21 protein-coding genes and 7 tRNA genes are annotated in these 24,029 nt (G+C 56.4%); 2 read left to right on the forward strand and 26 right to left on the reverse strand.

Going from position 1 to position 24,029, the window contains the following annotated elements:
• Window positions 1-7: 7 nt before the first annotated feature.
• Genes nadD through leuS form a run of 4 tightly spaced genes read right to left on the reverse strand, consistent with a single transcriptional unit; the run spans window position 8 to window position 4,848 of the window.
• The gene (nadD, locus tag IAE50_RS15715) at window positions 8-658 is read right to left on the reverse strand and encodes a nicotinate-nucleotide adenylyltransferase (RefSeq protein ID WP_200580675.1); all 651 of its coding nucleotides are present in this window, start codon (window positions 656-658) and stop codon (window positions 8-10) included.
• Window positions 651-1,682, reverse strand: a complete 1,032-nt coding sequence (gene holA / locus IAE50_RS15720) for a DNA polymerase III subunit delta (RefSeq protein WP_094420483.1) — start codon at window positions 1,680-1,682, stop codon at window positions 651-653. The genes nadD and holA overlap by 8 nt, the downstream gene beginning before the upstream one ends.
• Window positions 1,682-2,251, reverse strand: coding sequence for an LPS assembly lipoprotein LptE (gene lptE / locus IAE50_RS15725; protein ID WP_200135154.1), 570 nt, complete (start codon window positions 2,249-2,251; stop codon window positions 1,682-1,684). Before lptE ends, holA begins: the two co-directional genes overlap by 1 nt.
• Before the next feature lie 14 nt (window positions 2,252-2,265).
• Window positions 2,266-4,848 (reverse strand): leucine--tRNA ligase, encoded by a 2,583-nt coding sequence (leuS, locus tag IAE50_RS15730; protein ID WP_200580676.1) that lies wholly within the window; start codon window positions 4,846-4,848, stop codon window positions 2,266-2,268.
• Window positions 4,849-5,081: 233 nt separating this feature from the next.
• Here leuS and IAE50_RS15735 point away from each other — a divergent pair, with 233 nt between their 5' ends.
• Entirely contained in the window at window positions 5,082-5,564 is a 483-nt protein-coding gene (locus IAE50_RS15735) for a zinc ribbon-containing protein (RefSeq protein ID WP_054804213.1), read from the forward strand.
• 42 nt (window positions 5,565-5,606) lie between these two features.
• On the opposite strand, the gene IAE50_RS15740 is transcribed toward IAE50_RS15735, so the two are convergent.
• From IAE50_RS15740 to miaB, 9 genes are all read right to left on the reverse strand, one after another.
• A complete protein-coding gene (locus IAE50_RS15740) occupies window positions 5,607-6,332 on the reverse strand; it encodes an amino acid ABC transporter ATP-binding protein (RefSeq protein WP_023479949.1) in 726 nt (241 codons plus the stop codon).
• The gene (gltK, locus tag IAE50_RS15745; protein ID WP_097407169.1) at window positions 6,332-7,006 is read right to left on the reverse strand and encodes a glutamate/aspartate ABC transporter permease GltK; all 675 of its coding nucleotides are present in this window, start codon (window positions 7,004-7,006) and stop codon (window positions 6,332-6,334) included. The genes IAE50_RS15740 and gltK overlap by 1 nt, the downstream gene beginning before the upstream one ends.
• Window positions 7,007-7,008: 2 nt before the next feature.
• Window positions 7,009-7,749, reverse strand: coding sequence for an amino acid ABC transporter permease (locus IAE50_RS15750; RefSeq protein WP_200580677.1), 741 nt, complete (start codon window positions 7,747-7,749; stop codon window positions 7,009-7,011).
• 158 nt (window positions 7,750-7,907) lie between these two features.
• Window positions 7,908-8,828 carry an amino acid ABC transporter substrate-binding protein gene (locus IAE50_RS15755; RefSeq protein WP_200580678.1) on the reverse strand — a complete coding sequence of 307 codons (921 nt, stop codon included), beginning with the start codon at window positions 8,826-8,828 and terminating at the stop codon, window positions 7,908-7,910.
• Window positions 8,829-9,432: 604 nt separating this feature from the next.
• Window positions 9,433-10,971 (reverse strand): apolipoprotein N-acyltransferase, encoded by a 1,539-nt coding sequence (gene lnt / locus IAE50_RS15760; RefSeq protein WP_200580679.1) that lies wholly within the window; start codon window positions 10,969-10,971, stop codon window positions 9,433-9,435.
• A gap of 5 nt (window positions 10,972-10,976) precedes the next feature.
• Window positions 10,977-11,855 (reverse strand): CNNM family magnesium/cobalt transport protein CorC, encoded by an 879-nt coding sequence (gene corC / locus IAE50_RS15765; protein WP_023479952.1) that lies wholly within the window; start codon window positions 11,853-11,855, stop codon window positions 10,977-10,979.
• Between the two features lie 103 nt (window positions 11,856-11,958).
• The gene (ybeY, locus tag IAE50_RS15770) at window positions 11,959-12,426 is read right to left on the reverse strand and encodes an rRNA maturation RNase YbeY (protein ID WP_094420479.1); all 468 of its coding nucleotides are present in this window, start codon (window positions 12,424-12,426) and stop codon (window positions 11,959-11,961) included.
• Window positions 12,423-13,469: a PhoH family protein gene (locus IAE50_RS15775; protein WP_023479981.1), complete on the reverse strand. Its 1,047-nt coding sequence runs from the start codon at window positions 13,467-13,469 to the stop codon at window positions 12,423-12,425. The genes ybeY and IAE50_RS15775 overlap by 4 nt, the downstream gene beginning before the upstream one ends.
• A 141-nt stretch (window positions 13,470-13,610) precedes the next feature.
• Entirely contained in the window at window positions 13,611-15,035 is a 1,425-nt protein-coding gene (miaB, locus tag IAE50_RS15780; RefSeq protein WP_200580680.1) for a tRNA (N6-isopentenyl adenosine(37)-C2)-methylthiotransferase MiaB, read from the reverse strand.
• Window positions 15,036-15,208: 173 nt separating this feature from the next.
• Here miaB and ubiF point away from each other — a divergent pair, with 173 nt between their 5' ends.
• Complete coding sequence (ubiF, locus tag IAE50_RS15785) at window positions 15,209-16,381, forward strand: 3-demethoxyubiquinol 3-hydroxylase (protein ID WP_200580681.1); 1,173 nt, start codon at window positions 15,209-15,211, stop codon at window positions 16,379-16,381.
• A 34-nt stretch (window positions 16,382-16,415) separates the two neighbouring features.
• On the opposite strand, the gene IAE50_RS15790 is transcribed toward ubiF, so the two are convergent.
• The 13 genes from IAE50_RS15790 to nagB all read right to left on the reverse strand — a co-directional run bounded on the left by IAE50_RS15790 (window position 16,416) and on the right by nagB (window position 24,012).
• Window positions 16,416-17,000, reverse strand: coding sequence for a hypothetical protein (locus IAE50_RS15790; RefSeq protein WP_200135158.1), 585 nt, complete (start codon window positions 16,998-17,000; stop codon window positions 16,416-16,418).
• 121 nt (window positions 17,001-17,121) lie between these two features.
• A tRNA-Gln gene (locus tag IAE50_RS15795) sits at window positions 17,122-17,196 on the reverse strand.
• A gap of 34 nt (window positions 17,197-17,230) precedes the next feature.
• Window positions 17,231-17,305 (reverse strand) — tRNA-Gln (locus IAE50_RS15800).
• 44 nt (window positions 17,306-17,349) lie between these two features.
• Window positions 17,350-17,426, reverse strand: a tRNA-Met gene (locus IAE50_RS15805).
• Between the two features lie 28 nt (window positions 17,427-17,454).
• Window positions 17,455-17,529, reverse strand: a tRNA-Gln gene (locus IAE50_RS15810).
• 38 nt (window positions 17,530-17,567) lie between these two features.
• Window positions 17,568-17,642, reverse strand: a tRNA-Gln gene (locus IAE50_RS15815).
• A 23-nt stretch (window positions 17,643-17,665) separates the two neighbouring features.
• Window positions 17,666-17,750, reverse strand: a tRNA-Leu gene (locus tag IAE50_RS15820).
• Window positions 17,751-17,759: 9 nt separating this feature from the next.
• A tRNA-Met gene (locus IAE50_RS15825) sits at window positions 17,760-17,836 on the reverse strand.
• Window positions 17,837-18,056: 220 nt separating this feature from the next.
• A complete protein-coding gene (asnB, locus tag IAE50_RS15830) occupies window positions 18,057-19,721 on the reverse strand; it encodes an asparagine synthase B (RefSeq protein WP_200135159.1) in 1,665 nt (554 codons plus the stop codon).
• 257 nt (window positions 19,722-19,978) lie between these two features.
• Window positions 19,979-20,731: an HAD-IIA family hydrolase gene (locus tag IAE50_RS15835; RefSeq protein ID WP_023479994.1), complete on the reverse strand. Its 753-nt coding sequence runs from the start codon at window positions 20,729-20,731 to the stop codon at window positions 19,979-19,981.
• A gap of 42 nt (window positions 20,732-20,773) precedes the next feature.
• Window positions 20,774-21,994, reverse strand: a complete 1,221-nt coding sequence (locus IAE50_RS15840; protein ID WP_042713659.1) for an N-acetylglucosamine repressor — start codon at window positions 21,992-21,994, stop codon at window positions 20,774-20,776.
• A gap of 9 nt (window positions 21,995-22,003) precedes the next feature.
• Window positions 22,004-23,152 carry an N-acetylglucosamine-6-phosphate deacetylase gene (gene nagA, locus IAE50_RS15845; RefSeq protein WP_094420475.1) on the reverse strand — a complete coding sequence of 383 codons (1,149 nt, stop codon included), beginning with the start codon at window positions 23,150-23,152 and terminating at the stop codon, window positions 22,004-22,006.
• Between the two features lie 59 nt (window positions 23,153-23,211).
• Window positions 23,212-24,012 (reverse strand): glucosamine-6-phosphate deaminase, encoded by an 801-nt coding sequence (nagB, locus tag IAE50_RS15850; protein ID WP_042713656.1) that lies wholly within the window; start codon window positions 24,010-24,012, stop codon window positions 23,212-23,214.
• Between the last annotated feature and the right edge of the window lie 17 nt (window positions 24,013-24,029).

The raw sequence follows: 24,029 nt of genomic DNA on the forward strand, positions 1-24,029 counted from the left end.
GCGCGGTTTAGCGGTAGAGGCCCTGCTGATGGATGTACTCAAGCACGGCAGCAGGCAGCAGATCGTCGCACGGCTCATCGTGCGCCAGCCGCTGGCGAATACGCGTGGCGGAGATATCAAACCACGGCGTTTCGGCAAGATAGATTTTACCGGCGGGCAGAGTGTGCAGATCCTCTACGCGGGTTGTAAGGTGTGCGTCCAGCCAGCGCTGGTGTGCCTCTTCGCGCATCGTGAGGGCATAACCCGGGCGGCGGCAGACAATCAGGTGGCAGTTATCAAGAATGGTGTCGTAGCGATGCCAGCTATGGAAAGTGAGCAGCGAGTCCTGGCCAATAATAAATGCCAGCGGAGCCTGCTCGCCAGACTCCTGCCGCCACGCCTGCAGCGTATCCGCGCTGTAGGAGGGCTCATCGCGCATCAGTTCACGCTCATCAAGGGTGAAGAGCGGTTTATCAGCGATTGCCAGCTCGACCATGGTTTTGCGCTGCTGGCTGTTCGCCTCCGGCTGCGGGCGATGGGGCGGCACATTATTGGGCATGATCGTCACTTTTGACAGGCCAATAAGATTTGCCAGCGCTTCCACCGGTTTCAGGTGACCGTAATGGACAGGATCGAAGGTGCCGCCAAACAGCGCTTGTAACTGTTTCATATCAACCATCAATAAAGATGTCAGCGAGGGCTTTGTGACAGAGTAGCAGAGAGAGCCCCTCCAGCTCCGCCCAGACCGACTGACCGTAATCCTGCTTGACGATCAGCTCAATACGGCTCAGCAGATGCACTGCCTGGCGAAGCTGATCGGCACTCAGCCGGTTCAGCGCCTCCGTGGTGGTGCCGCGGCGGTTTTGCCACACCCGGTGCTTATCAAACAGCGCGCGCAGCGGCATCTGCGTCATCTGGCGTTTCAGCGTGACCAGCAGCAGCAGCTCGCGTTGCACGGTACGCAGCAGGATCACCGGCTCGCACGCCTCCAGCCGCAGCTGGGTCAGAATATGTAACGCGCGCTTGCTCTTACCGGCCAGCAGGGCATCGACCCAGTGAAACGGTGTGAAGTGCGCGGCATCATTAACCGCCTGCTCGACGCGGGGCAGGGTGAGCTTGCCATCGGGCCACAGCAGCGCCAGGCGTTCGAGCGCCTGCGCCAGCGCCAGCAAATTCCCCTCGTAGCAGTAGCAGAGGAGTTGATTGGCGGCGTCGTCCAGCTCCAGTTTGTTCTGTTTTGCCCGTGCTGCCACCCAGCGTGGCAGGTTCGCCTGTTCGGGCGTCTGGCAACTGACCTGCACCACCTGCGTATTAAGCTGGCTAAGCCAGGCAGCGTTCTCCTGCGCTTTGGTAAGCTTATTGCCGCGCACAATCAGGATCAGATCCTCATGCAGCAGGCCAACCAGCTTTGCCAGCTGTTCGTTCATCGCGGCGTTCGGGCCGTTATCCGGCAGCTGTAACAGCAGGGTTTGTCGGCTGGCGAACAGGCTCAGCGCCTGGCAAATAGAGAAGATGGCATCCCAGTCGGTGCTGGCATCAAGCGAAAAGGTGTGGTGTTCCGTGAAGCCTTGCGTAGCGGCAACCTGCCGCACTGCATCCTGGCTCTCTTGCAGCAGTAACGGGTCGTTACCGAGCAGCAGATAGGCCGCGCGCAGCCCTTCATTGAGCTGTGCGCGGAGTTGTTCCGGATAAAGCCTGAGCATTAGCTACCTGGCGTTGCCGGGGCGGGCTTTACGCGTGAGGATGAAGATATCTCATTTTGCGTGTTTTTTTCGTCCGCCGTGCGCACGCTCGGCAACTGGCGAATAAGCTGCTCTGCGGCTTTGTTGTACATCTCCTGAACGATAATTTCCTGCTCGGCCGCTTTTGCCAGCGCCTTCTGCGGGTTATCGAAGAATGACCGGTACACTTTGGTGCTGATCGGATAGATATCGTGACCCGGGATCAGCACCGATGCGGTAACAGTCAGCACCATCTGATACTCTGCAGCCTGACCATTCTGGAACACGGATGCAGTATCATTCCCCATAAACACCGAGCCCAGACGCAGCGACGGCACATCCTGTCGCGTTGTGCTCTCATCCAGCAGCGTGACGCCATTGAGGCGCAGCTGGCTACGGATAGCGCGGCTCAGCGGTCCATTTGGATCGCCGGAGTTAAAGATCATCGTTTTCATTTCCGGCGGCACCTGAGTTGTGTTGCGCAGATGCCAGCCGCATCCGGCGGTGACGAGCACCGCCAGGGTTACGAACAGTGTTGCCAGATATCGCACGCTTCCTCCCGCGCTTAACCAACGACCAGATTGAGCAGTTTGCCCGGTACATAAATCACTTTACGTACGGTAACGCCCTCAAGATATTTCGCCACCAGGTGCTCCTGGCCTGCGCGTTCACGAACCTGTTCTTCTGTTGCATCAACAGCGACGGTAATTTTACCGCGCACTTTGCCGTTGACCTGAACCACCACCAGCGTGGTGTTCTCAACCATCGCTTTCTCGTCGGCAACCGGCCACGGCGCGTTATCGATGTCGCCTTCACCGCCCAGCTCCTGCCACAGCGTGAAGCTGGCGTGCGGGGTGAACGGGTTGAGCATACGCACCACGGCCAGCAGCGCTTCCTGCATCAGAGCGCGATCCTGCTCGCTCTCCTGCGGCGCTTTCGCCAGTTTGTTCATCAGCTCCATAATCGCCGCGATGGCGGTGTTGAAGGTCTGACGACGGCCGATATCATCGGAGACTTTGGCGATGGTTTTATGCACATCGCGGCGCAGCGCCTGCTGATCGTCATTCAGCGCAGCCAGATCCAGCGTCGCAACGGCACCCTGGGCGGTGTGTTCGTAGACCAGTTTCCAGACGCGTTTCAGGAAGCGGTTTGCCCCCTCAACGCCGGACTCCTGCCACTCCAGCGTCATATCTGCCGGGGAGGCGAACATCATAAACAGGCGCACGGTATCCGCGCCGTAACGCTCTACCATCTCCTGCGGGTCGATGCCGTTGTTTTTCGACTTCGACATCTTGCTCATACCGGTGTAGACCAGCTCATGGCCCGCGGCATCGGTCGCTTTCACGATACGGCCTTTCTCGTCACGCTCGACGATAGCTTCCTTCGGTGACACCCAGTTACGCTCGCCGCTTTCGCCGAGGTAGTAGAAGGCATCTGCCAGCACCATGCCCTGACACAGCAGCTGTTTAGCCGGTTCGTCAGAGGTGACCATGCCCGCATCGCGCATCAGCTTGTGGAAGAAGCGGAAGTAGAGCAGGTGCATGATGGCGTGTTCGATACCGCCGATATAGATATCAACCGGCAGCCAGTAGTTCGCCGCGTTCGGGTCCAGCATCCCTTCGTTGTACTGCGGGCAGGTGTAGCGCGCATAGTACCAGGAGGACTCCATAAAGGTGTCGAAAGTATCCGTTTCGCGCAGCGCAGGCTGACCGTTAACGGTGGTTTTCGCCCACTCTGGATCGGCTTTGATCGGGCTGGTAATGCCGTCCATCACCACATCTTCCGGCAGGATCACCGGCAGCTGGTCTTCCGGCGTCGGCATCACGGTGCCATCTTCAAGGGTCACCATCGGGATGGGTGCGCCCCAGTAACGCTGACGGGAAACACCCCAGTCGCGCAGACGGAAGTTCACCTTACGCTCACCGACGCCTTTCTCTGCAAGCTTGTCAGCAATGGCGTTAAAAGCGGCGTTGAAGTCGAGACCGTCGAACTCGCCGGAGTTAAACAGCACGCCTTTTTCGGTCAGCGCCTGGGCGCTGAGATCCGGCTCGCTGCCGTCGGCATTCAGGATGACCGGCTTGATATTCAGCTGATATTTGCTGGCAAACTCGTAGTCGCGCTGGTCGTGACCCGGTACGGCCATCACCGCGCCGGTGCCGTACTCCATCAGCACAAAGTTCGCCGTCCAGACCGGAATCGCTTCGCCGGTCAGCGGATGAATCGCTTTCAGCCCGGTATCGACGCCTTTTTTCTCCATCGTCGCCATTTCGGCTTCCGCGACTTTGGTGTTGCGGCATTCATCGATAAAGCTCGCCAGCTCCGGGTTGCTCTGGGCAGCCTGCTGCGCCAGCGGGTGACCAGCGGCAACGGCCAGATAGGTCACGCCCATAAAGGTGTCCGGGCGGGTGGTGTAAACGGTCAGCTTCTCATCGCTGTTCTGCACATCAAAGGTGATCTCCACCCCTTCAGAACGGCCGATCCAGTTACGCTGCATCGTTTTCACGGTATCCGGCCAGTGATCCAGTTTATCCAGATCGTTCAGCAGCTCGTCGGCATAGGCGGTGATTTTGATAAACCACTGCGGGATCTCTTTACGCTCAACTTTGGTATCACAGCGCCAGCAGCAGCCGTCGATAACCTGTTCGTTAGCGAGTACGGTCTGGTCATTCGGGCACCAGTTCACCGCAGAGGTTTTTTTGTAGACCAGCCCTTTTTTATAGAGCTCGGTGAAGAATTTTTGCTCCCAGCGGTAATATTCCGGGGTGCAGGTCGCCACTTCACGGCTCCAGTCGTAGCCGAAGCCCAGCATTTTGAGCTGGTTTTTCATGTAGGCGATATTGTCGTAGGTCCACGGTGCAGGGGCGGTTTTGTTTTTCACCGCGGCGCCTTCAGCCGGTAGGCCAAACGCATCCCAGCCAATCGGCTGCAGCACGTTTTTACCCAGCATGCGCTGGTAGCGGGCGATCACGTCGCCAATGGTGTAGTTACGGACGTGGCCCATGTGTAGTCGGCCAGAAGGATAGGGAAGCATCGACAGGCAATAATATTTCTCTTTGCTCTCGTCTTCGGTGACCTCGAATGTGCGCTTTTCTTCCCAGTGACGCTGTACGGTGGATTCTATCTCTTCCGGGCGGTATTGCTCTTGCATGGCAGCCAGTAGTCCTGTTTTTGCTACAGCTACAAATGTAGCGTTAATAGGTGGTTTTTAGTCGGCATAGCATAGCCCAAACGCCAGCCTCAAAACAGCCTTTCCGAAAAGCGCTGGTGAAATAGCCCTTCTCTGCGCCACATCACTTTTTCATCACGCAACAGACGGCTCGGCAGAGGCGGGGGAAATTAACGTCTATCATTAAAATGAATCACTTAACCGGAGGCGAAACGATGAACAAGGTTGCGCAATTTTACCGTGAACTGGTCGCTTCACTGACCGAGCGCCTGCGTAATGGCGATCGCGATATTGACGCATTGGTTGAACAGGCTCGCCTGAGGGTCACACAGACCGGTGAGTTAACGCGAACCGAGACGGATGAGTTAATGCGCGCCATTCGTCGCGATTTGGAAGAGTTCGCCCGCAGCTACAACGAAAGCCAGAGTGAGGTCACCGACGGCGTCTTTATGCGGGTAATTAAAGAGAGCATCTGGCAGGAGCTGGCGGATATTACCGATAAAACCCAGCTGGAGTGGCGCGAGGTGTTTCAGGATCTCAACCATCACGGCGTCTATCACAGCGGGGAGGTGGTCGGGCTGGGAAATCTGGTCTGCGAGAAGTGCCATTTCCATCTGGCGGTCTACACGCCGGATGTGCTGCCGTTATGCCCGAAATGCGGTCACGATCAGTTCCAGCGCCGTCCGTTCGAACCTTAACAGCCAGCGCCTGCCCACATCGCGCGGGCAGGCGTAAGGGAATTAATGCAGGATCTTGGCGAGGAAGTCTTTTGCGCGATCCGATTTCGGATCGTTAAAGAAGGCATCCTTCTCCGAGTCTTCGACGATTTTGCCTTCATCCATAAAGATCACGCGGTTCGCCACTTTACGGGCGAAGCCCATTTCGTGGGTTACCACCATCATCGTCATCCCTTCGTTAGCCAGTTCGACCATCACGTCGAGCACTTCGTTGATCATCTCCGGATCGAGCGCTGATGTCGGTTCATCAAACAGCATCGCTACCGGATCCATGCAGAGCGCACGAGCAATCGCCACGCGCTGCTGCTGACCGCCGGAGAGCTGTGCCGGGAACTTATTGGCGTGTGCCGTCAGCCCAACGCGCTCCAGCAGCTTCAGCCCTTTGTCGCGCGCCGCCGCTTTGTCGCGTTTCAGCACTTTCACCTGCGCCAGCGTCAGGTTTTCGATAATCGACAGGTGCGGGAAGAGCTCAAAGTGCTGGAACACCATACCCACGTGGGAGCGCAGCTCTGCGAGGTTGGTTTTCTTGTCGTTCACTTTGGTGCCGTTTACCAGGATCTCGCCTTTCTGCACCGGCTCAAGGCCATTGACGGTTTTGATCAGCGTCGATTTACCGGAACCCGACGGGCCGCAAACCACCACCACCTCGCCCTTTTTCACTTCGGTGGAGCAGTCGGTCAACACCTGAAAGTGGCCATACCATTTCGAAACATTTTTCAGGGAAATCATTAGACGGTCCTTTTCTTCAGCCAGCTGACCAACAGCGAAGCACTCAAACTGATAACAAAATAGACAGCACCGGCAAACAGGATCATTTCAACTCGAGTCCCGTCGCGATCGCCAATATTCGTCGCCGTGCGGAAGAAATCCGCCAGACTCAGAACATACACTAACGAGGTGTCCTGGAATAAGACGATGCCCTGGGTAAGCAGCAGCGGCACCATGGCGCGAAACGCCTGCGGCAGAATAATCAGCTTCATCGACTGCCAGTGCGTCATGCCGAGCGCCAGCGCCGCGCTCGACTGCCCGCGGGAGATACTCTGGATCCCGGCGCGGATAATCTCTGAGTAGTACGCCGCCTCAAACATCGAGAAGGCGACCATCGCGGAGATAAGCCGGATATCAGTTTTCGGCGACAGGCCCAGCACGTTTTGCAGGAAACCCGGCACGATCAGATAGAACCACAGCAGCACCATCACCAGCGGAATGGAGCGGAACACGTTAACGTAGCTCTTGGCGAACCAGCGCAGCGGGGCGAAAGTGGACAGGCGCAATACCGCCAGCAGTGTTCCCCAGACGATACCGACAACAATCGCAATCGCCGTGATCTTCAGCGTCATCATCAAGCCTGCCACTAGATAGGGCAGGGAAGGGAGAATTGAGTCCCAGTTAAACTCGTACATGATTATTTGCCTCCCATATTGCCCGGCAGGCGAATTTTGCGTTCAACCAGGCTCATCATCAGCATAATGACGCCGTTAATCAATACATAGGCGATGGTAATGGCAGTGAAGGTTTCCCACGCATGCGCCGAGTAATCCAGTAATTTGCTCGCTTGTGCCGCCATATCGACCAGCCCGATGGTGGACGCGATGGCCGAGTTTTTCACCAGGTTCATCATTTCCGAGGTCATCGGCGGCACAATCACGCGATAGGCATTTGGCAGCAATACATAACGGTAGGTTTGCGGCAGCGTCAGCCCCATCGCCAGACCGGCGTTTTTCTGCCCGCGCGGTAGCGACTGAATCGCGGCGCGTACCTGCTCGCAAACACGCGCTGCGGTAAACAGCCCCAGGCAGACCATTGAGGAGACGAAGAACTGAATATCCGGATCCAGTTCCGACTTGTACCACATGCCAATATCTTCCGGCAGCAATTCAGGTACCACTTCATACCAGGTAAAGAACTGCACGATCAGCGGCACGTTGCGGAACAGTTCGACATAAAGGGTGCCAATGCCGGACAAGAAACGGTTAGGGACGGTGCGCAGGATGCCAAACAGGGAACCGACCAGGAAAGCGATAATCCAGGCCGTCACGGAAAGCGCGATGGTGACCTGAAAACCACTCCATAGCCAGCCAAGATAGGTGGTGTTGCCGAACGGGGCCTGTTCAAAGAATATTCCCCAGTTCCAGTCTATGGACATAAATCTACTCCGGAAAAAAAAGGGTAGCAGCGCTACCCTCGAAGATTGTGTGAAGAGCGAGTTTTCGTGTTGAGTGGGGAACGACCACTCAGCATATAGTCTGTCCGTGCTACTTCGACAATCGAGAGGGCAGGTAAACCCGCCCCTAATGGTTGTAATTAGTTCAGAGCTTTGTCATTCGGTTCTTTGAACAGCGCTTTCATGTCGTCAGAAAGATCGAAGTTCAGGTTCATGTTTTTCGGTGGAATCGGGTTTTTAAACCACTTGGTGAACGATTTTTCCGCCGCGCCGGAGGTCTGGTACTGCGCGATGGTTTCATCCATCAACTTTTTAAATTCCGGGTCGTTTTTACGCAGCATACAGCCGTAAGCCTCTTTCGACTGCGGCGTGCCGACGATCTCCCAGTTATCCGGTTTCTTCGCCTTCGCGCGCTCGCCGGCCAGCAGGGCATCATCCATCATAAAGGCCACCGCGCGACCGCTCTCCAGCGTACGGAAGGAGTCGCCGTGATCTTTCGCGCTGATGATGCGCATATCCATCTTCTTCTCGTCGTTCAGCTTGTTAAGCAGGATCTCGGAGGTGGTGCCGGAGGTGACAACCACGGCTTTGCCTTTCAGGTCGGCGAAATCTTTGATCGGGCCGCCTTTTTTGGTCAGCAGACGGGTGCCAACCACGAAAATGGTGTCAGAGAAGGCCGCCTGTTTCTGGCGCTCGACGTTGTTAGTAGTGGAGCCGCACTCAAAATCGAAGGTGCCGTTTTGCAGCAGCGGAATGCGGTTCTGCGAGGTGACAGGAATCAGCTTAACGGCCAGATCCGGCTTGTTGAGCTTCTTCTTCACCGCTTCAATGATAGCGTTGGAGTAGTCTTGTGAATAACCGACAACTTTCTGTGTGTTGTCGTAATAGGAGAACGGTACGGAAGATTCACGGTGACCGACGACGATAACGCCGTTTTTGGCAATTTTATCCAGCGTCGATTGCTGAGCCGCTGCGTCGGCAGGCTTCGCCTCTTCGGCGTGTGCCAGACCGGCGGACAGTCCCATCACCAGCATGGCGGCGGCCAGTTTACGTAATTGCATATCCAGACTCCTTTATCGTCAGTGCGTAAAGCACAGTGATACCCGTTGTGTTGTTGTTATGTGCTGCTACATATTCGTGCAGTGTCGTGTGTGTTTGTTACATTTAGTCTGGCTTAATGTAAAGAATTTGCTGCGGTATTGTTTATTTTTGCGAGGCGCGCCGCACCGTTTAGAGGCAAAAATCTCACATTGCACCAGAATAGTGCTGCGACCGATCCCTGCCGGTGCGACCCGTTTACGCACGGGCAGATTTGGTCGTCACAGGGTAGATATAAGCAAGCAGCATGCCAGTTTGGTGGATGCAGAAGAAATTGCCGGATGGCGGCTTACGCCTTATCCGGCCTACGGGGGAGTGTGAAATTTGTAGGCCGGATAAGCGCAGCGCCATCCGGCAAAGATATGAGGCCACTGCCGGATGGCGGCGCACGCCTTTTCCGGCGTACGGGGAAGTGCAAAATTTTGTAGGCCGGATAAGCGCAGCGCCATCCGGCAAAGATATGAGACCACTGCCGGATGGCGGCGTACGCCTTATCCGGCCTACAAGGGAAGTGCGAAATTTGTAGGCCGGTTAAGCGCAGCGCCATCCGGCAATCTAAGGCAGAAATTAACGACGGCGTTGACGCAGGCCCAACACCAGCGCGGCAAAGCCCAGCAGAACCGTGATAATCCACACCGGCCAGTTACCCATTCGCGCATACGGCGTTAACCCGCTGGTGGGGGTGACTTTCGCCGTCAGCACCTCGCGGGTGAACTGCGGCAGCATCGCCTGGATCTCCCCCTGCGGCCCAATCACGGCGGTAATGCCGTTATTGGTGCTGCGCAGCAGCGGGCGCGCCAGCTCCAGCGAACGCATACGCGCCATCTGGAAGTGCTGCCATGGCCCAATCGACTTACCAAACCAGGCATCGTTGGAGATGGTCAACAGGAAGTCGGTGTCCGGACGGAAGTTATCCCGCACCTGCTCGCCGAGAATAATCTCGTAGCAGATCGCCGCCGTCAGTTTTAAACCATGAGCCGACAGCGGTGCCTGCACATAAGAGCCGCGGCTAAAGGATGACATTGGCAGATCGAAGAAGGGCGCGAGTGGTCGCAGAATCGACTCCAGCGGCACAAACTCGCCAAACGGCACGAGGTGATTTTTATTGTAGCGATCCGTTGAGCGATAGCTGTACGGGCTGCCGGTCCCCAGCGTAATTGCCGCGTTGTAAGTGTCGTAGCGATTCTGTTGATTGAGACGCGCATCAACAATACCGGTGATCAGCGTGGCATTGTTCGCCCGCAGGGTTTTATCCATCTGGTTGAGAAAACCCTGCTGGTTAATCTCCAGATCCGGGATTGCCGACTCCGGCCAGATAATCAGCTGCGACTTGCCCAGCACCTGCTCAGTCGCTCCGGCATAAATCTTCAGCGTATTGAGCAACTCACCCGCGTCCCACTTCATCGACTGCGGAATATTGCCCTGCACCATCGTCACCTGGGTGGTGCGATCTGGCAGCAGCTGATACCACTGAATAAAACGCAGCGGGAAGGGGAGGGCGAAGAGCACAACCGCCGTCGCCAGCGGACGCCAGTTACGGGTTGCCAGCGCCAGCACCAGCAGGCCGCTAACGACCATCAGCAGGATATTAATCGACTCGACGCCGAGTACCGGTGCCAGGCCTTTTAATGGGCCGTCAATCTGGCTGTAGCCAAACTGCAGCCACGGGAAGCCGGTCAGTACCCAGCCGCGCAGGAACTCGGTGATCTGCCACACCACCGGCGCGGCAACCGCCACGCGCAGCCAGCTGGTTTTTGGCCACAGGCGCGCGAGCAGGCCAGCAAACAGGCCGGTATAGAGCGAGAGATAAGCCGCCAGCAGCGCGACGATAAAGACGTTGATGGGGCCAGGCATGCCGCCAAATTGCGCGATGCTGACATAGACCCAGTGCACGCCGCTGCCAAACAGGCCAAGCCCCCAGGCGTAGCCAATCCAGGCGGCCTGTAACGGACGGCGGTTAAGGGTTAAGCCCTGCAGGCCCATCAGGGAGAGAAGCGCGGCGGGCCAGAGGTCATAAGGTGAAAAAGCCAGCGTTCCGCTGGCTCCGGACAGTAACGCCAGCAGCAGACGGACGCGCTGGCGCTCAAACAAGGCGTCAAATACCATTTACATTACTCATCCAGTTTCGGTTGCGGAGAATCATCCGGCATTCTGACATGGACCTGAATAATACGTCGACTGTCTGCCATAGCGACTTTGAATTGGTAACCATCAATGTCGATAGATTCGCCGCGCGCGGGGAGGTGACCAAACGCCTGCATCACCAGACCGCCAATGGTATCGACCTCTTCATCGCTGAAGTGGGTACCGAAGGTGTCGTTAAAGTCTTCAATCGGCGCCAGCGCGCGCACCGTCCAGGTGTGACGGCTCAGCTGGCGGAAATCGATATCCTCTTCTTCGTCATACTCATCTTCGATTTCGCCGACGATCAGCTCAAGAATATCTTCGATAGTGACCAGACCGGAGACACCACCAAACTCATCAATAACGATAGCCATGTGGTAGCGCTGGGAACGGAACTCTTTGAGCATGCGGTCAACGCGCTTGCTCTCCGGTACCACCACTGCCGGGCGTAACACTTTTTCCATGCTGAATGCTTCGGCATCGCTGCGCATAAACGGCAGCAGATCCTTGGCCATCAGAATCCCTTCGATATGATCTTTGTCTTCGCTAATGACCGGGAAACGCGAGTGGGCAGACTCGATAATGACATCGAGACACTCGTCCAGCGTCTGGTTGCGTTTCAGGGTGATCATTTGTGAACGGGGGATCATGATGTCGCGTACGCGCTGGTCCGCAATATCCATTACCCCTTCGAGCATGTCGCGCGTATCTTCATCGATAAGCTCGTTCTGCCCGGAGTCTCGGATCAGAGCCAGTAATTCATCACGGTTTTTCGGTTCGCCGTGAAAGAGCTGGCTGAGTAAAAGGGAGAAGAATCCCTTTTTGCTGTTGGTGTTGTCGCTACTGTGTGAGTTATCGTCGCTCATGGCGTCGTGTGGGTTCTCATGTTGGTTGAATTGTCGCTCGTCACGCGTAAACTCAGCGCCGGACGGCATTTTGTGCCAATGCGCCAGCGAACTGGCGCACAGACTACTCCTTCTCGGAAATGTACGGATCCTCATAGCCCAGAGCAAGCATTATCTCTGTCTCGATCCCTTCCATCTCTTCCGCTTCCTCATCCTCGATATGGTCATACCCCAGCAGGTGTAAGCTGCCGTGGATCACCATATGCGCCCAGTGGGCTTCGAGAGGTTTAACCTGTTCGAGCGCCTCCTGCTCAACCACCTGGCGGCAGATGATCAGGTCGCCCAGCAGCGGCATTTCGATGCCGGGCGGCGCTTCGAACGGGAAAGAGAGCACGTTGGTCGGCTTATCTTTCCCACGATAGGTCAGGTTCAGCTCGTGACTCTCTGCGCTGTCAACCAGACGGATGGTCACTTCCGCTTCCGGCTGGAACTGCGGGATCACCGCATCCAGCCACGCCTGAAACTGTGCTTCATCCGGCAGGCCGTTGTTATCTTCGCAGGCCAGCTGTAAATCGAGGATCACCTGACTCATTTCTGCTCCTGATCCTGGGCTTCGCGCTTACGCTCGGCGGCCAGTTCTGCTTTCCGTTTTTGCTCCGCTTCTTCCCAGGCTTCATAAGCGATAACAATGCGTGCTACCACCGGGTGGCGCACCACGTCTTCGCTGTGGAAGAAGTTAAAGCTGATCTCATCGACATTCGCCAGCACTTCGATAGCGTGGCGCAGGCCCGATTTGGTGCTGCGCGGCAGGTCAATCTGTGTGACGTCGCCGGTGATCACCGCTTTCGAGTTGAAGCCAATACGCGTCAGGAACATCTTCATCTGTTCGATGGTGGTGTTCTGGCTCTCATCGAGAATGATAAAGGCATCATTTAGGGTGCGACCGCGCATATAGGCGAGCGGGGCGACCTCAATGACGTTGCGCTCCATCAGCTTCTCAACGCGCTCAAAGCCGAGCATCTCGAACAGCGCGTCATAGAGCGGGCGCAGGTAAGGGTCGACCTTCTGGCTGAGATCGCCGGGCAGGAAGCCGAGTTTTTCACCCGCTTCCACCGCCGGGCGGGTCAGCAGAATGCGACGCACTTCCTGGCGCTCAAGCGCATCCACGGCGGCTGCGACTGCGAGGTAGGTTTTACCCGTACCCGCCGGGCCAACGCCGAAGGTGATGTCATGATCGAGCACGTTAGCGATGTACTGCGCCTGGTTCGGCGTGCGTGGCTTGATAACGCCGCGCTTGGTCTTGATGTTGACCGCTTTACCGTACTCCGGCACGCTCTCGGCGCTCTGCTCCAGCACGCGCGCTTCTTTGATCGCGAGATGGATCTGGTTCGGCTCGATGTCCTGGGTCTGACCGCGCATCGGCGCAGTGTCGACATACAGCGTGTGCAGAATATCGGCAGCCGCGTTGACGCAAATTTCGCGTCCGGTGAGTTTGAAGTGATTATCGCGGCGGTTGATTTCGATGCCCAGTCGCCGCTCCAGTTGTTTGATGTTGTCGTCAAACGGGCCGCACAGACTTAGCAGACGTGCGTTGTCCGCTGGCTCAAGGGTGATTTCACGCGTATCTATGTTCAAACTGTTCCTCTTTGATATGTGTCGCCATAGCGTCTCTCTGGCAAGTATTTACGGCATAGCCAGAAGTCGCAAGCATCAGACAGCATGTTGGGGTGATCGCGGGGAAAAGCAAGGCCTGCCAGAAATGGCAGGCCTGAGGTTTTACGGCTGATAAGTGCCTACGCCAAGCTCGTTCTCTTTACGGGTACGGGCGATCACCGAAGCCGGAGATTCCGCAACGCGCAGCCCCATCTCCTCTTCGGTACGTACCAGCACGCCGCGCAGGGAGTTGGTATAAACATCCACGATCTCGACGTCGACAAACTTGCCGATCATCTCCGGCGAGCCTTCGAAGTTCACCACGCGGTTGTTCTCGGTACGCCCGGACAACTCCATGATGCTCTTACGCGAAGTACCCTCCACCAGAATACGCTGCGTGGTGCCCAGCATGCGGCGGCTCCAGGCCATCGCCTGCTGGTTAATGCGGTCTTGCAGGATATAGAGACGCTGCTTCTTCTCTTCATCCGACACGTCGTCAACCATATCGGCAGCCGGGGTGCCCGGACGCGCAGAGAAGATAAAGCTGTAGCTCATGTCAAAATTGACGTCGGCAATCAGCTTCATGGTCTTCTCAAAATCATCAGTGGTTTCGCCCGGGAAGCCGACGATAAAGTCGGAGCTGATCTGAATATCGGGACGCGCCTCGCGCAGCTTACGAATGATCGCTTTATACTCCAGCGCGGTATGGGTACGTCCCATCAGGTTCAGTACGCGGTCGGAACCGCTCTGCACCGGCAGATGCAGGAAGCTCACCAGCTCCGGCGTATCGCGATAGACATCAACGATATCGTCTGTGAACTCAATCGGGTGGCTGGTGGTAAAGCGAATACGGTCGATGCCGTCAATCGCGGCGACCAGACGCAGCAGATCGGCAAAAGTGCCGGTTGTGCCATCATAGTTTTCACCGCGCCAGGCGTTAACGTTCTGGCCAAGCAGGTTCACTTCACGCACACCCTGCGCCGCCAGTTGGGCGATCTCAAACAGGATGTCGTCGGAAGGACGGCTCACCTCTTCGCCGCGGGTGTAAGGCACCACGCAGTAGGTGCAATATTTGTTGCACCCTTCCATGATCGAGACAAAGGCGGTCGGGCCTTCGGCGCGAGGCTCCGGCAGGCGGTCGAATTTTTCAATTTCCGGGAAGCTGATATCGACGACCGGGCTGCGGTTGCCGCGCACGGAGTTGATCATCTCCGGCAGACGGTGCAGGGTCTGCGGCCCGAAAATGATGTCGACATAGTGGGCGCGCTGGCGAATGTGATCGCCCTCCTGCGAGGCCACGCAGCCGCCGACGCCAATAATCAGCTCCGGGTTTTTCTCTTTCAGCAGCTTCCAGCGGCCCAACTGATGGAAAACTTTCTCCTGGGCTTTTTCGCGGATTGAGCAGGTATTGAGCAGCAGCACATCCGCTTCTTCCGCAACCTCGGTCAGTTGATAGCCGTGGGTGGCATCCAGCAGATCGGCCATCTTTGATGAATCATATTCGTTCATCTGACAGCCCCAGGTTTTAATATGGAGTTTTTTTGTCATCGACTTGCTCTTGCGTAAGTTCGTATACCCGGAGTATGACGGGTATAAGCCAGGATTGCAGGCCGCGTATTGTAATGCTTTGGTTGCGCCCTGACCAGTATGACGGTTGGCGGGGCGGCAAGAGCGCAAAAATCCGGTAGACTTAGGCCATTCATCTAAAAGGACACTTCGCCATGACAAATCACTCCACAGAGGTCGCTATTGTTGGCGGCGGTATGGTCGGCGGGGCGCTGGCATTAGGGCTGGCGCAACAGGGTTTTGCCGTCACGGTAATTGATAAACAGATCCCCGCGCCCTTTGATGCCAGCGCGCCGCCGGATGTGCGCATCTCGGCGATCAGCGCCGCTTCGGTCGAGCTGCTGCGCGGATTGGGCGTCTGGGAGAGCATCGAGGCGATGCGTTGCCACCCCTACCGACAGCTGGAGACGTGGGAGTGGGAAAACGCCCACGTGCTGTTTGACGCCAGCGAGCTGAAGCTGCCGCTGCTCGGCTATATGGTGGAAAACAGCGTTCTGCAGTACGCCCTATGGCAAGCGTTGCAGGCGCATCCGCAGGTGACGCTGAGCACCGGGACGCTGAGCGGGCGTGAAGCCAGTGATGAGAGGCAAACCATTCGTTTTGAAAATGGCGATACGTTAACGGCACAACTGCTGATTGGCGCGGATGGTGCCAACTCCTGGGTGCGTCAGTCGGCCGGGATCGGGATTCACGCCTGGCAATATGATCAATCCTGCATGCTGATAAGCGTCGAGTGTGAGCAGGAGGCGGGCGAGTCGACCTGGCAGCACTTTACGCCGAACGGGCCGCACGCCTTTTTACCGCTTTATGATCGCTGGGCGTCGCTGGTGTGGTACGACACGCCTGCGCGCATTCGCCAGTTACAGACCCTCTCCATGACGCAGCTGGAGCAGGAGATCGCCCGCAACTTTCCGCCGCGGCTGGGGCGCGTTAAAGCGGTCTCTGCGGCGTCGTTCCCGCTGGTGCGTCGCCATGCGCTGAAATATGTGCAGCCGGGGCTGGCGCTGGTGGGCGATGCGGCGCACACCATTCATCCGCTGGCAGGGCAGGGTGTCAATCTTGGTTATCGCGACGTTGATGCGCTGCTGGATGTGCTGTCGCGCGCCCGCAGCCACGGTGAAGCCTGGGCCAGCCGCGAGGTACTGCAACGCTACCAGACGCGGCGCAGGGCGGATAACTTCATTATGCAGAGCGGGATGGATCTCTTTTATGCCGGGTTCAGTAACGATCTTGGCCCGCTGCGCGTGTTACGCAATATTGGCCTGATGGCGGCAGAGCGCGCCGGAGGGTTGAAACGCCAGGCGCTGAAATACGCCTTAGGCCTGTAAGAAAGCGCGAGCGACAGGCCGCTCGCGCACACTGTTACGGCACCGAGAGCATCCTGTCGAGTGCCGTCTTCACCTGTTTGTTGTCAACGAAATAGGCCTGATAGCCTGTTGTCGCATCAATCTCCTGTAACGCCCATTTCCCTGCGTGCACGTCGCTGATGGCGCGCGCTGTGCGGTAGAGCGGTATCAGCAGCAGAACCAGCATGGTGCCCGCCGCCAGCCCTTCATAACTCACCAGCGGATTGGCGCGTGCCTGGTCGATCAACATCGCGATGGCCGCGAGTTGGATCAGCGCTCTTGCGATAAAACCGCGTATAAAAAACTGGCGCAGCCGCTCAGGCGTGGCGAAACAGGGGTTTTTCAGCGAGGCGCGCTTCTCATGCACCGGAATCCCCTGCACGTAGACCATCCAATCCTCGCGCTCTTTTATCAACGTTGCTTTGCCGTTCTCGCTCAGGATATGCAGGCGCATGGAGACCAGCACCGGAAACAGCAGCCCGATAACCAGAAAATAGAGGATTGGCGCGGTCAGGCCGAGAAATGTTGCAGCAATAACCGCGAACACCAGCAGCAGGTGATAGGGAGAGTAAAACCACAGAGCCGTAGTTTGGTAATTCATGGTGCGCACCGACGGGGGAAAGATGGCTCAAATTAGCATGCCGTTCAGGCGCTTAACAGCTACTGATTGTCAGGAGGCAGAAAACAAAAAAGCCCGCCGAAGCGAGCTTTTTTGTTTTGATTGGCTGGGGTACGAGGATTCGAACCTCGGAATGGTGGAATCAGAATCCACTGCCTTACCGCTTGGCGATACCCCAAAAGTGCGCTTGCCGGAACAAACGTCTTTGAAGTTGGCTGGGGTACGAGGATTCGAACCTCGGAATGGTGGAATCAGAATCCACTGCCTTACCGCTTGGCGATACCCCAACAAATCTTTTTCGGTTTAATGCCTGAGCATTACGCCTTGAATATGGTGGCTACGACGGGAATCGAACCTGTGACCCCAGCATTATGAGTGCTGTGCTCTAACCAGCTGAGCTACGTAGCCAAATTTTACTGCTTACCCAGTCATCGACTGGCTGGGGTACCTGGATTCGAACCAGGGAATGCCGGTATCAAAAACCGGTGCCTTACCGCTTGGCGATACCCCAACGACTAACGCGTTAACACGCAGGAGTCGAAGAAGAGATGGCTGGGGTACCTGGATTCGAACCAGGGAATGCCGGTATCAAAAACCGGTGCCTTACCGCTTGGCGATACCCCATCCGTGCAACGCTTCTTTGGGAATGGTGCGGGAGGCGAGACTTGAACTCGCACACCTTGCGGCGCCAGAACCTAAATCTGGTGCGTCTACCAATTTCGCCACTCCCGCAAAAAAAGATGGTGGCTACGACGGGAATCGAACCTGTGACCCCAGCATTATGAGTGCTGTGCTCTAACCAGCTGAGCTACGTAGCCATCTTTTTTTTCGCGTTACCTTATCGGCGTTGCGGGGCGCATTATGCGTATTGAGCCTGAGAGCGTCAACACCTTTTTCATCGAAAATTGCCGGAATGTGACTGTTTGGTTAGGTTGCGAACAGCATGTCGCTTTATTCAGCAAAAAACGATTTTCTGCGTGAAATCAGCGACACAAAAACAACAGGCCCCGCAGGGCCTGTATGCATAACCATCGCTCATCAGTAGGCTGACTGGTGAACACCAATAGCGCGGCCCGATGGATCGTTCATGGTTTTGAACGCTTCGTCCCATTCGAACGCTTTAGCCGATGAACAGGCCACGGACGGACCGCCCGGCACACACTCGGCGGCACTGGCGACCGGGAACAGCTCTTCAAAGATTTCACGGTACAGATAAGCCTCTTTCGACGAAGGGGTGTTATACGGGAAGCGGTAGCTGGCGGTCGCCAGTTGCTGATCCGTCACCTGCTGCGCCGCCACCTCTTTCAGGGTGTCGATCCAGCTGTAGCCCACGCCGTCGGAGAACTGCTCTTTCTGACGCCACGCCACGCTTGCCGGCAGGTAGGATTCAAAACATTCGCGAAGGATATGTTTTTCCATCTTACCGTTGCTGCCGCACATCTTATCCTGCGGGTTGATGCGCATCGCCACGTCGAGGAAGTTTTTATCGAGGAACGGCACGCGCGCTTCCACGCCCCAGGCGGACATTGCTTTGTTGGCGCGGGCGCAGTCAAACATATGCAGCGCCTGCAGTTTACGTACCGTCTCTTCGTGCAGCTCTTTGGCATCCGGCGCTTTATGGAAATAGAGATAGCCGCCAAACACTTCGTCAGAGCCCTCGCCGGAGAGCACCATTTTGATGCCCATCGCTTTGATTTTGCGCGACATCAGATACATCGGCGTCGAGGCGCGAATGGTGGTTACGTCATAGGTTTCAATGTGATAGATCACATCGCGGATCGCATCCAGACCCTCCTGCACGGTGAAGTGAATTTCATGGTGCACGGTGCCGAGATGGTTCGCCACTTCCTGCGCCGCTTTCAGATCCGGCGCGCCCTTCAGGCCGACGGCGAAAGAGTGCAGCTGCGGCCACCAGGCTTCTGATTTCTCCTGGTCTTCCACGCGGCGGGCGGCGAATTTTTTGGTGATCGCAGAGATAACCGAGGAGTCCAGCCCGCCGGAGAGCAGCACGCCATAGGGCACGTCGGACATCAGGTGGCTCTTCACCGCATCTTCCAGCGCCTGGCGCAGCACCTCTTTGTCGGTAACGTTATCTTTTACGGCGTCATAAGAGAACCAGTCGCGCTGATAGTAGGAGCGGATTTCGCCCTCTTTGCTCCACAGATAGCTGCCCGCGGGGAACTCTTTAATGGTGCGGCAAACCGGCACCAGCGCCTTCATTTCAGAAGCAACATAGAGGTTGCCGTGTTCGTCATGGCCCATATAGAGCGGGATGATGCCGATATGGTCGCGGCCAATCAGGTAAGCATCCTGTTCACTGTCGTAAAGCACGAAGGCAAACATGCCCTGCAATTCGTCAAGGAATGCTGGCCCTTTTTCCTGATAGAGCGCGAGGATCACTTCGCAGTCGGATCCGGTCTGGAAGGCGTAGCGGTCGCCGTACTCTGCGCGCAGCGCCTGGTGGTTATAAATTTCACCGTTAACGGCCAGCGCATGTGTTTTTTGTTGGTTATAGAGCGGCTGTGCACCGGCGTTGACGTCGACAATCGACAGACGCTCGTGGGAGAGAATCGCTTTGTCACTGGCATAAACGCCGGACCAGTCCGGGCCGCGGTGGCGCATCAGACGGGATAATTCGAGCGCTTTTTTACGTAATTCGCCTGCGTCGGTTTTGATATCCAGTACGCCAAAAATTGAACACATAGACTTCTCCGTTAACCTTGAGGGCATTGCTGTAATGTTGTGTGCTTGTAGCCAAAATGCCGCAAAAGACGGGCAGGGCGCAAGCCTTTTAGCGGCAGGAAATGAAAAAGTGCAACGGTGATTAAGGAATGCTGAAAATTGCGTATGTATTGCGCTGGTTTATTGATGATTCTTCAAAATTAAGCGGTGTTTATTAAACGAAGCGGTTTTTTTGTGGCGGCAAAAATAAAAAACCACGCCCAAAGGCGTGGTTACGTTCAGATAACATCAATTTCGGCGACCGAGGGGTAAATCCACGATGGCCTGAACGGCATGCTGTCGATATCGTCGAGCCGCGAGACGCCGGAGAGCACCAGGATGGTCTCCAGGCCGGCCTGGAAGCCAGCCAGAATGTCTGTGCGCAGGTTATCGCCAACAATCACCGTCTGCTCCGAGTGCGCCTGCATGGTGTTCAGCGCGGCGCGAATGATCCACGGGCTCGGTTTGCCAACGTAGAAGGGCTTGCGGCCAGAGATCTTCTCAATACCCGCGCAGAGCGCGCCGCAGGCGGGGTAGAAGCCGCGGCCGTGCGTGTCCGGGTTGGTCGCGATAAAGCGTGCGCCGTTGGCGACGAAGAAGGCCGCGCGGTGCATCATCTCCCAGTTATAGGAGCGGGTTTCGCCGACGATGACAAAATCCGGGTTGATGTCGGTAATGGTAAAGCCAGCTTTATAAAGCTCATGAATCAGTGCGCCTTCGCCGACGACATAGGCTTTTTTCCCCTCCTGGCGCTTGAGGAAGTCTGCCGTTGCCATCGCCGAGGTGTAAAAGACGCTGGCGGGCACATCAATTCCCGCCGAGGCAAAGCGGTTAGCCAGATCCTGACCGGTCTGAGAAGGGTAGTTAGTCAGCAATACCAGCGGCATCTCTTTCTCAAGGATGCGGGTAACAAACTCGGCAGCGCCGGGAACGGCAACGTTATCGTGCATCAGCACGCCATCAATATCGCAGATTACATTCTGAATGGTCATGGAGTGTCCGGATAAAAAAATAAGTGTTAACTATAAACCCTGTCAGTTTTCCAGCAACCGCTGGAGCAGCAGACCGTTCAGCATCGCCCGTTTCACCAGCGCGAAGGCGCCAATCGCAGAGCGGTGATCGAGGGTGGAGGGCACAACCGGCAGATTTTTGCGAAACGCCTTCAGTGACTGCGTGTTAATACAGGCTTCAATGGCGGGCAGCAGGATCTTTTCCGCTTCAACGATCTCGCCGGCAATCACCACTTTTTGCGGGTTGAAGAGGTTAATGGCGATAGCGATAGTTTTACCGAGATGACGCCCGACGTACTCAATCACTTCGCAGGCCAGCGCATCGCCTTTGTTAGCGGCTTTGCAGATAGCCTTGATTGAGCAATCCTCCTCTTTCAGGCGGCTCTGATAACCCTGCTGTAACAGATGGCGGACTCGCTGCTCAATGGCGGCATTGGCGGCAATCGTCTCCAGGCAACCGAAGTTACCGCAGTGGCATCGTTCGCCGAGGGGTTCTACCTGCACGTGACCAATTTCGCCGACGTTACCGTTGCGACCGATAAAGATGCGGCCGCTGGAGATGATCCCGGCACCGGTGCCGCGGTGCACGCGCACCAGAATGGAGTCTTCACAATCCTGGCTTGCGCCAAAATAGTGCTCGGCCAGCGCCAGGCTGCGAATATCGTGCCCAACGAAACAGGTCAATTTGAAGCGTTTTTCCAGCGCCTCAACCAGCGCCCAGTTCTCCACCTGAATATGCGGCATATAGCGGATTACGCCGCTCTCCGGATCGACCAGCCCCGGCAGGATCACCGAAATGGCGATCAGCTCGCGGATTTTACGCTGGCTGGCGTCGATAAACTGGCTGATGGTGTTGAGCAGCGCGTGCTCCAGCGTCTCCTGGGTGCGCTCCGGCAACGGGTAGTGCTCTTCGGCCAGCACCTTGCTGCTCAGATCGTAGAGCGTGAGGGTGGTGTCGTTGCGCCCGAGGCGCACGCCGATGGCCTGAAAATTGCGGGTTTCGGTAATAATGGAGATGGCGCGGCGGCCCCCGGTGGAGGCCTGCTGATCGACTTCTTTGATCAGCCCGCGTTCAATCAGCTGACGCGTGATTTTTGTCACGCTGGCGGGTGCAAGCTGGCTCTGCTCGGCAATCTGTATGCGTGAGATGGGGCCGTGTTGGTCAATCAGGCGGTAAACCGCCGCACTGTTAAGCTGTTTTACGAGGTCAACGTTACCAATTTGAGCTTGTCCGCCTGATGTCATACCGTCTCTTTATGCAGTGGCGACCTCGTTACCATTAACGATGGTCTTGATAATTTCATAATCACGCGTAAATGCGGTCAGGTTCGCCACCTTGCCTGCGGCGAGAGTGCCCAGCTTTTTGTCAACGCCAATGGCGCGAGCCGGGTAGAGCGTGGCCATACGCAGCGCTTCGTCGAGCGCAATACCGACATGCTCGACCAGGTTACGCACCCCTTCGATCATCGTCAGGGCCGACCCACTCAGCGTTCCGTTTTCATCTACGCACAATCCATTCCGGTAGTATATTGTTTTGCCAGCAAAAATGAACTGATCAATATGTGCACCTGCGGGCGCGGTTGCATCGGTAACCAGACAGAGCTTGTCCCCCTTCAGCCGCTTCGCATTGCGAATATTAACGTAGTCGACATGCAACCCATCGGCAATCACGCCACAGTAAACATCTGTGTCATCAAGCACGGCGCCCGCCAGCCCCGGCTCGCGTCCGGTGATGTACGGCATGGCATTATAAAGATGGGTGGCGAAGGTGATACCGGCGCGGAAACCGGCTTTCGCCTCGTTCAGCGTGGCGTTGGAGTGACCGGCGGAAACCACAATCCCCGCGTCGGCAAGCTTGCGGATCACCTCACATCCTGCCACTTCGGGGGCTAAGGTGATTTTTGTGATCACATCCGCGTTTTGACATAAGAAATCGACCAGCGCCGCATCCGGTTTGCGCACGAAGTCGGGATTGTGGGTCCCTTTCTTGATGATGTTGAGCCACGGCCCTTCCAGGTGCAGGCCCAGCGCCTGGTTCGGGTATTTTGCCAGGTAGTCGCGCATCACCTGCACACCCTGCTTCATCAGGTCATCGCTGGTGGTAATCAGCGTCGGCAGGTAGCTGGTGCAGCCGGACTTCTCGTTAGCGCGCTGCATGATCTCCAGCGTCTCAACGCTGACAGCTTCGGCGGTATCGTTAAACTGCACGCCGCCGCAGCCGTTGAGCTGCACATCAATAAAACCAGGGGCGAGGAGGGCACCATTCAGCGAACGTTGTTCAATATCCGCTGGTAGCTCAGCCTGTGGGCAAAGGCGTTCAATCAGGCCATCGGCTACAACGAGCGCATGGTCATCCAAAATTTCATGGCCGGTGAAGATTCGGCAATGAGTTAAAGCATACATAACAACCCCCGGTTAACGATGAGTGCCGCTCCGCAGTGGCCTGCGAAGCGGAAACAGACTTACAGACCTTTAATATTTTCCGCTTCTAACTCGTTGAAGTATTTCAGCGTTTTGACTTTCAGCTCCATCGTGGACGGCTCGTCGCAGACGATGACCGCTTTCGGATGCAGCTGCAGGCAGCTGATGGTCCACATATGGTTGACGTTACCCTCAACGGCCGCCTGCAGTGCCTGCGCCTTAACGTTGCCCAGCACCAGAATCATCACCTCTTCGGCATCGAGCAGCGTGCCAACGCCTACGGTCAGGGCATATTTTGGCACCTGATTAACATCGCCGTCGAAGAAGCGCGAGTTCGCTATACGGGTATCGTGGGTTAACGTTTTAATACGCGTACGCGATGCCAGCGACGACGCCGGTTCGTTAAAAGCGATATGACCATCGTTGCCCACACCGCCCATAAACAGGTGAATTTTGCCGTAAGCGCGAATTTTTTCTTCGTAACGACGGCATTCTGCGTCAATATCGGGCGCGTTTCCATCGAGCAGGTTAATGTTTTCAGCAGGAATATCAACGTGATCGAAGAAATTACGGTGCATAAAGCTGTGGTAACTCTCCGGATGATCCTTCGGCAGGCCTACATATTCGTCCATGTTAAAGGTGACGACATGCTTAAAGCTGACCTGGCCCGCTTTGTGCATTTCAACTAATGCTTTGTAGGCCGTAAGCGGTGTGCCGCCCGTTGGCAGGCCAAGTACAAAAGGGCGATCGGCGGTGGGGTTGAATGCGTTAATGCGGTTGACGATATGGCGGGCGGCCCATTTACCGACCTGTTCAGCTGTCGCCAGGGGAATCAGTCTCATTGTTCACCTCAAAGTTT

It is taken from the genome of Kosakonia sp. S42, assembly GCF_016624785.1.
GTDB lineage: Bacteria > Pseudomonadota > Gammaproteobacteria > Enterobacterales > Enterobacteriaceae > Kosakonia > Kosakonia cowanii.

Excerpts from the sequence above, each read along its gene's own strand:
- nadD (WP_200580675.1), bottom strand. The coding sequence starts at position 658 with ATGGTTGATATGAAACAGTTACAAGCGCTGTTTGGCGGCACCTTCGAT.
- holA (WP_094420483.1), bottom strand. The coding sequence starts at position 1,682 with ATGCTCAGGCTTTATCCGGAACAACTCCGCGCACAGCTCAATGAAGGG.
- leuS (WP_200580676.1), bottom strand. The coding sequence starts at position 4,848 with ATGCAAGAGCAATACCGCCCGGAAGAGATAGAATCCACCGTACAGCGT.
- IAE50_RS15735 (WP_054804213.1), top strand. The coding sequence starts at position 5,082 with ATGAACAAGGTTGCGCAATTTTACCGTGAACTGGTCGCTTCACTGACC.
- IAE50_RS15740 (WP_023479949.1), bottom strand. The coding sequence starts at position 6,332 with ATGATTTCCCTGAAAAATGTTTCGAAATGGTATGGCCACTTTCAGGTG.
- gltK (WP_097407169.1), bottom strand. The coding sequence starts at position 7,006 with ATGTACGAGTTTAACTGGGACTCAATTCTCCCTTCCCTGCCCTATCTA.
- IAE50_RS15750 (WP_200580677.1), bottom strand. The coding sequence starts at position 7,749 with ATGTCCATAGACTGGAACTGGGGAATATTCTTTGAACAGGCCCCGTTC.
- IAE50_RS15755 (WP_200580678.1), bottom strand. The coding sequence starts at position 8,828 with ATGCAATTACGTAAACTGGCCGCCGCCATGCTGGTGATGGGACTGTCC.
- lnt (WP_200580679.1), bottom strand. The coding sequence starts at position 10,971 with ATGGTATTTGACGCCTTGTTTGAGCGCCAGCGCGTCCGTCTGCTGCTG.
- corC (WP_023479952.1), bottom strand. The coding sequence starts at position 11,855 with ATGAGCGACGATAACTCACACAGTAGCGACAACACCAACAGCAAAAAG.
- ybeY (WP_094420479.1), bottom strand. The coding sequence starts at position 12,426 with ATGAGTCAGGTGATCCTCGATTTACAGCTGGCCTGCGAAGATAACAAC.
- miaB (WP_200580680.1), bottom strand. The coding sequence starts at position 15,035 with ATGACAAAAAAACTCCATATTAAAACCTGGGGCTGTCAGATGAACGAA.
- ubiF (WP_200580681.1), top strand. The coding sequence starts at position 15,209 with ATGACAAATCACTCCACAGAGGTCGCTATTGTTGGCGGCGGTATGGTC.
- IAE50_RS15790 (WP_200135158.1), bottom strand. The coding sequence starts at position 17,000 with ATGAATTACCAAACTACGGCTCTGTGGTTTTACTCTCCCTATCACCTG.
- asnB (WP_200135159.1), bottom strand. The coding sequence starts at position 19,721 with ATGTGTTCAATTTTTGGCGTACTGGATATCAAAACCGACGCAGGCGAA.
- IAE50_RS15835 (WP_023479994.1), bottom strand. The coding sequence starts at position 20,731 with ATGACCATTCAGAATGTAATCTGCGATATTGATGGCGTGCTGATGCAC.
- IAE50_RS15840 (WP_042713659.1), bottom strand. The coding sequence starts at position 21,994 with ATGACATCAGGCGGACAAGCTCAAATTGGTAACGTTGACCTCGTAAAA.
- nagA (WP_094420475.1), bottom strand. The coding sequence starts at position 23,152 with ATGTATGCTTTAACTCATTGCCGAATCTTCACCGGCCATGAAATTTTG.
- nagB (WP_042713656.1), bottom strand. The coding sequence starts at position 24,012 with ATGAGACTGATTCCCCTGGCGACAGCTGAACAGGTCGGTAAATGGGCC.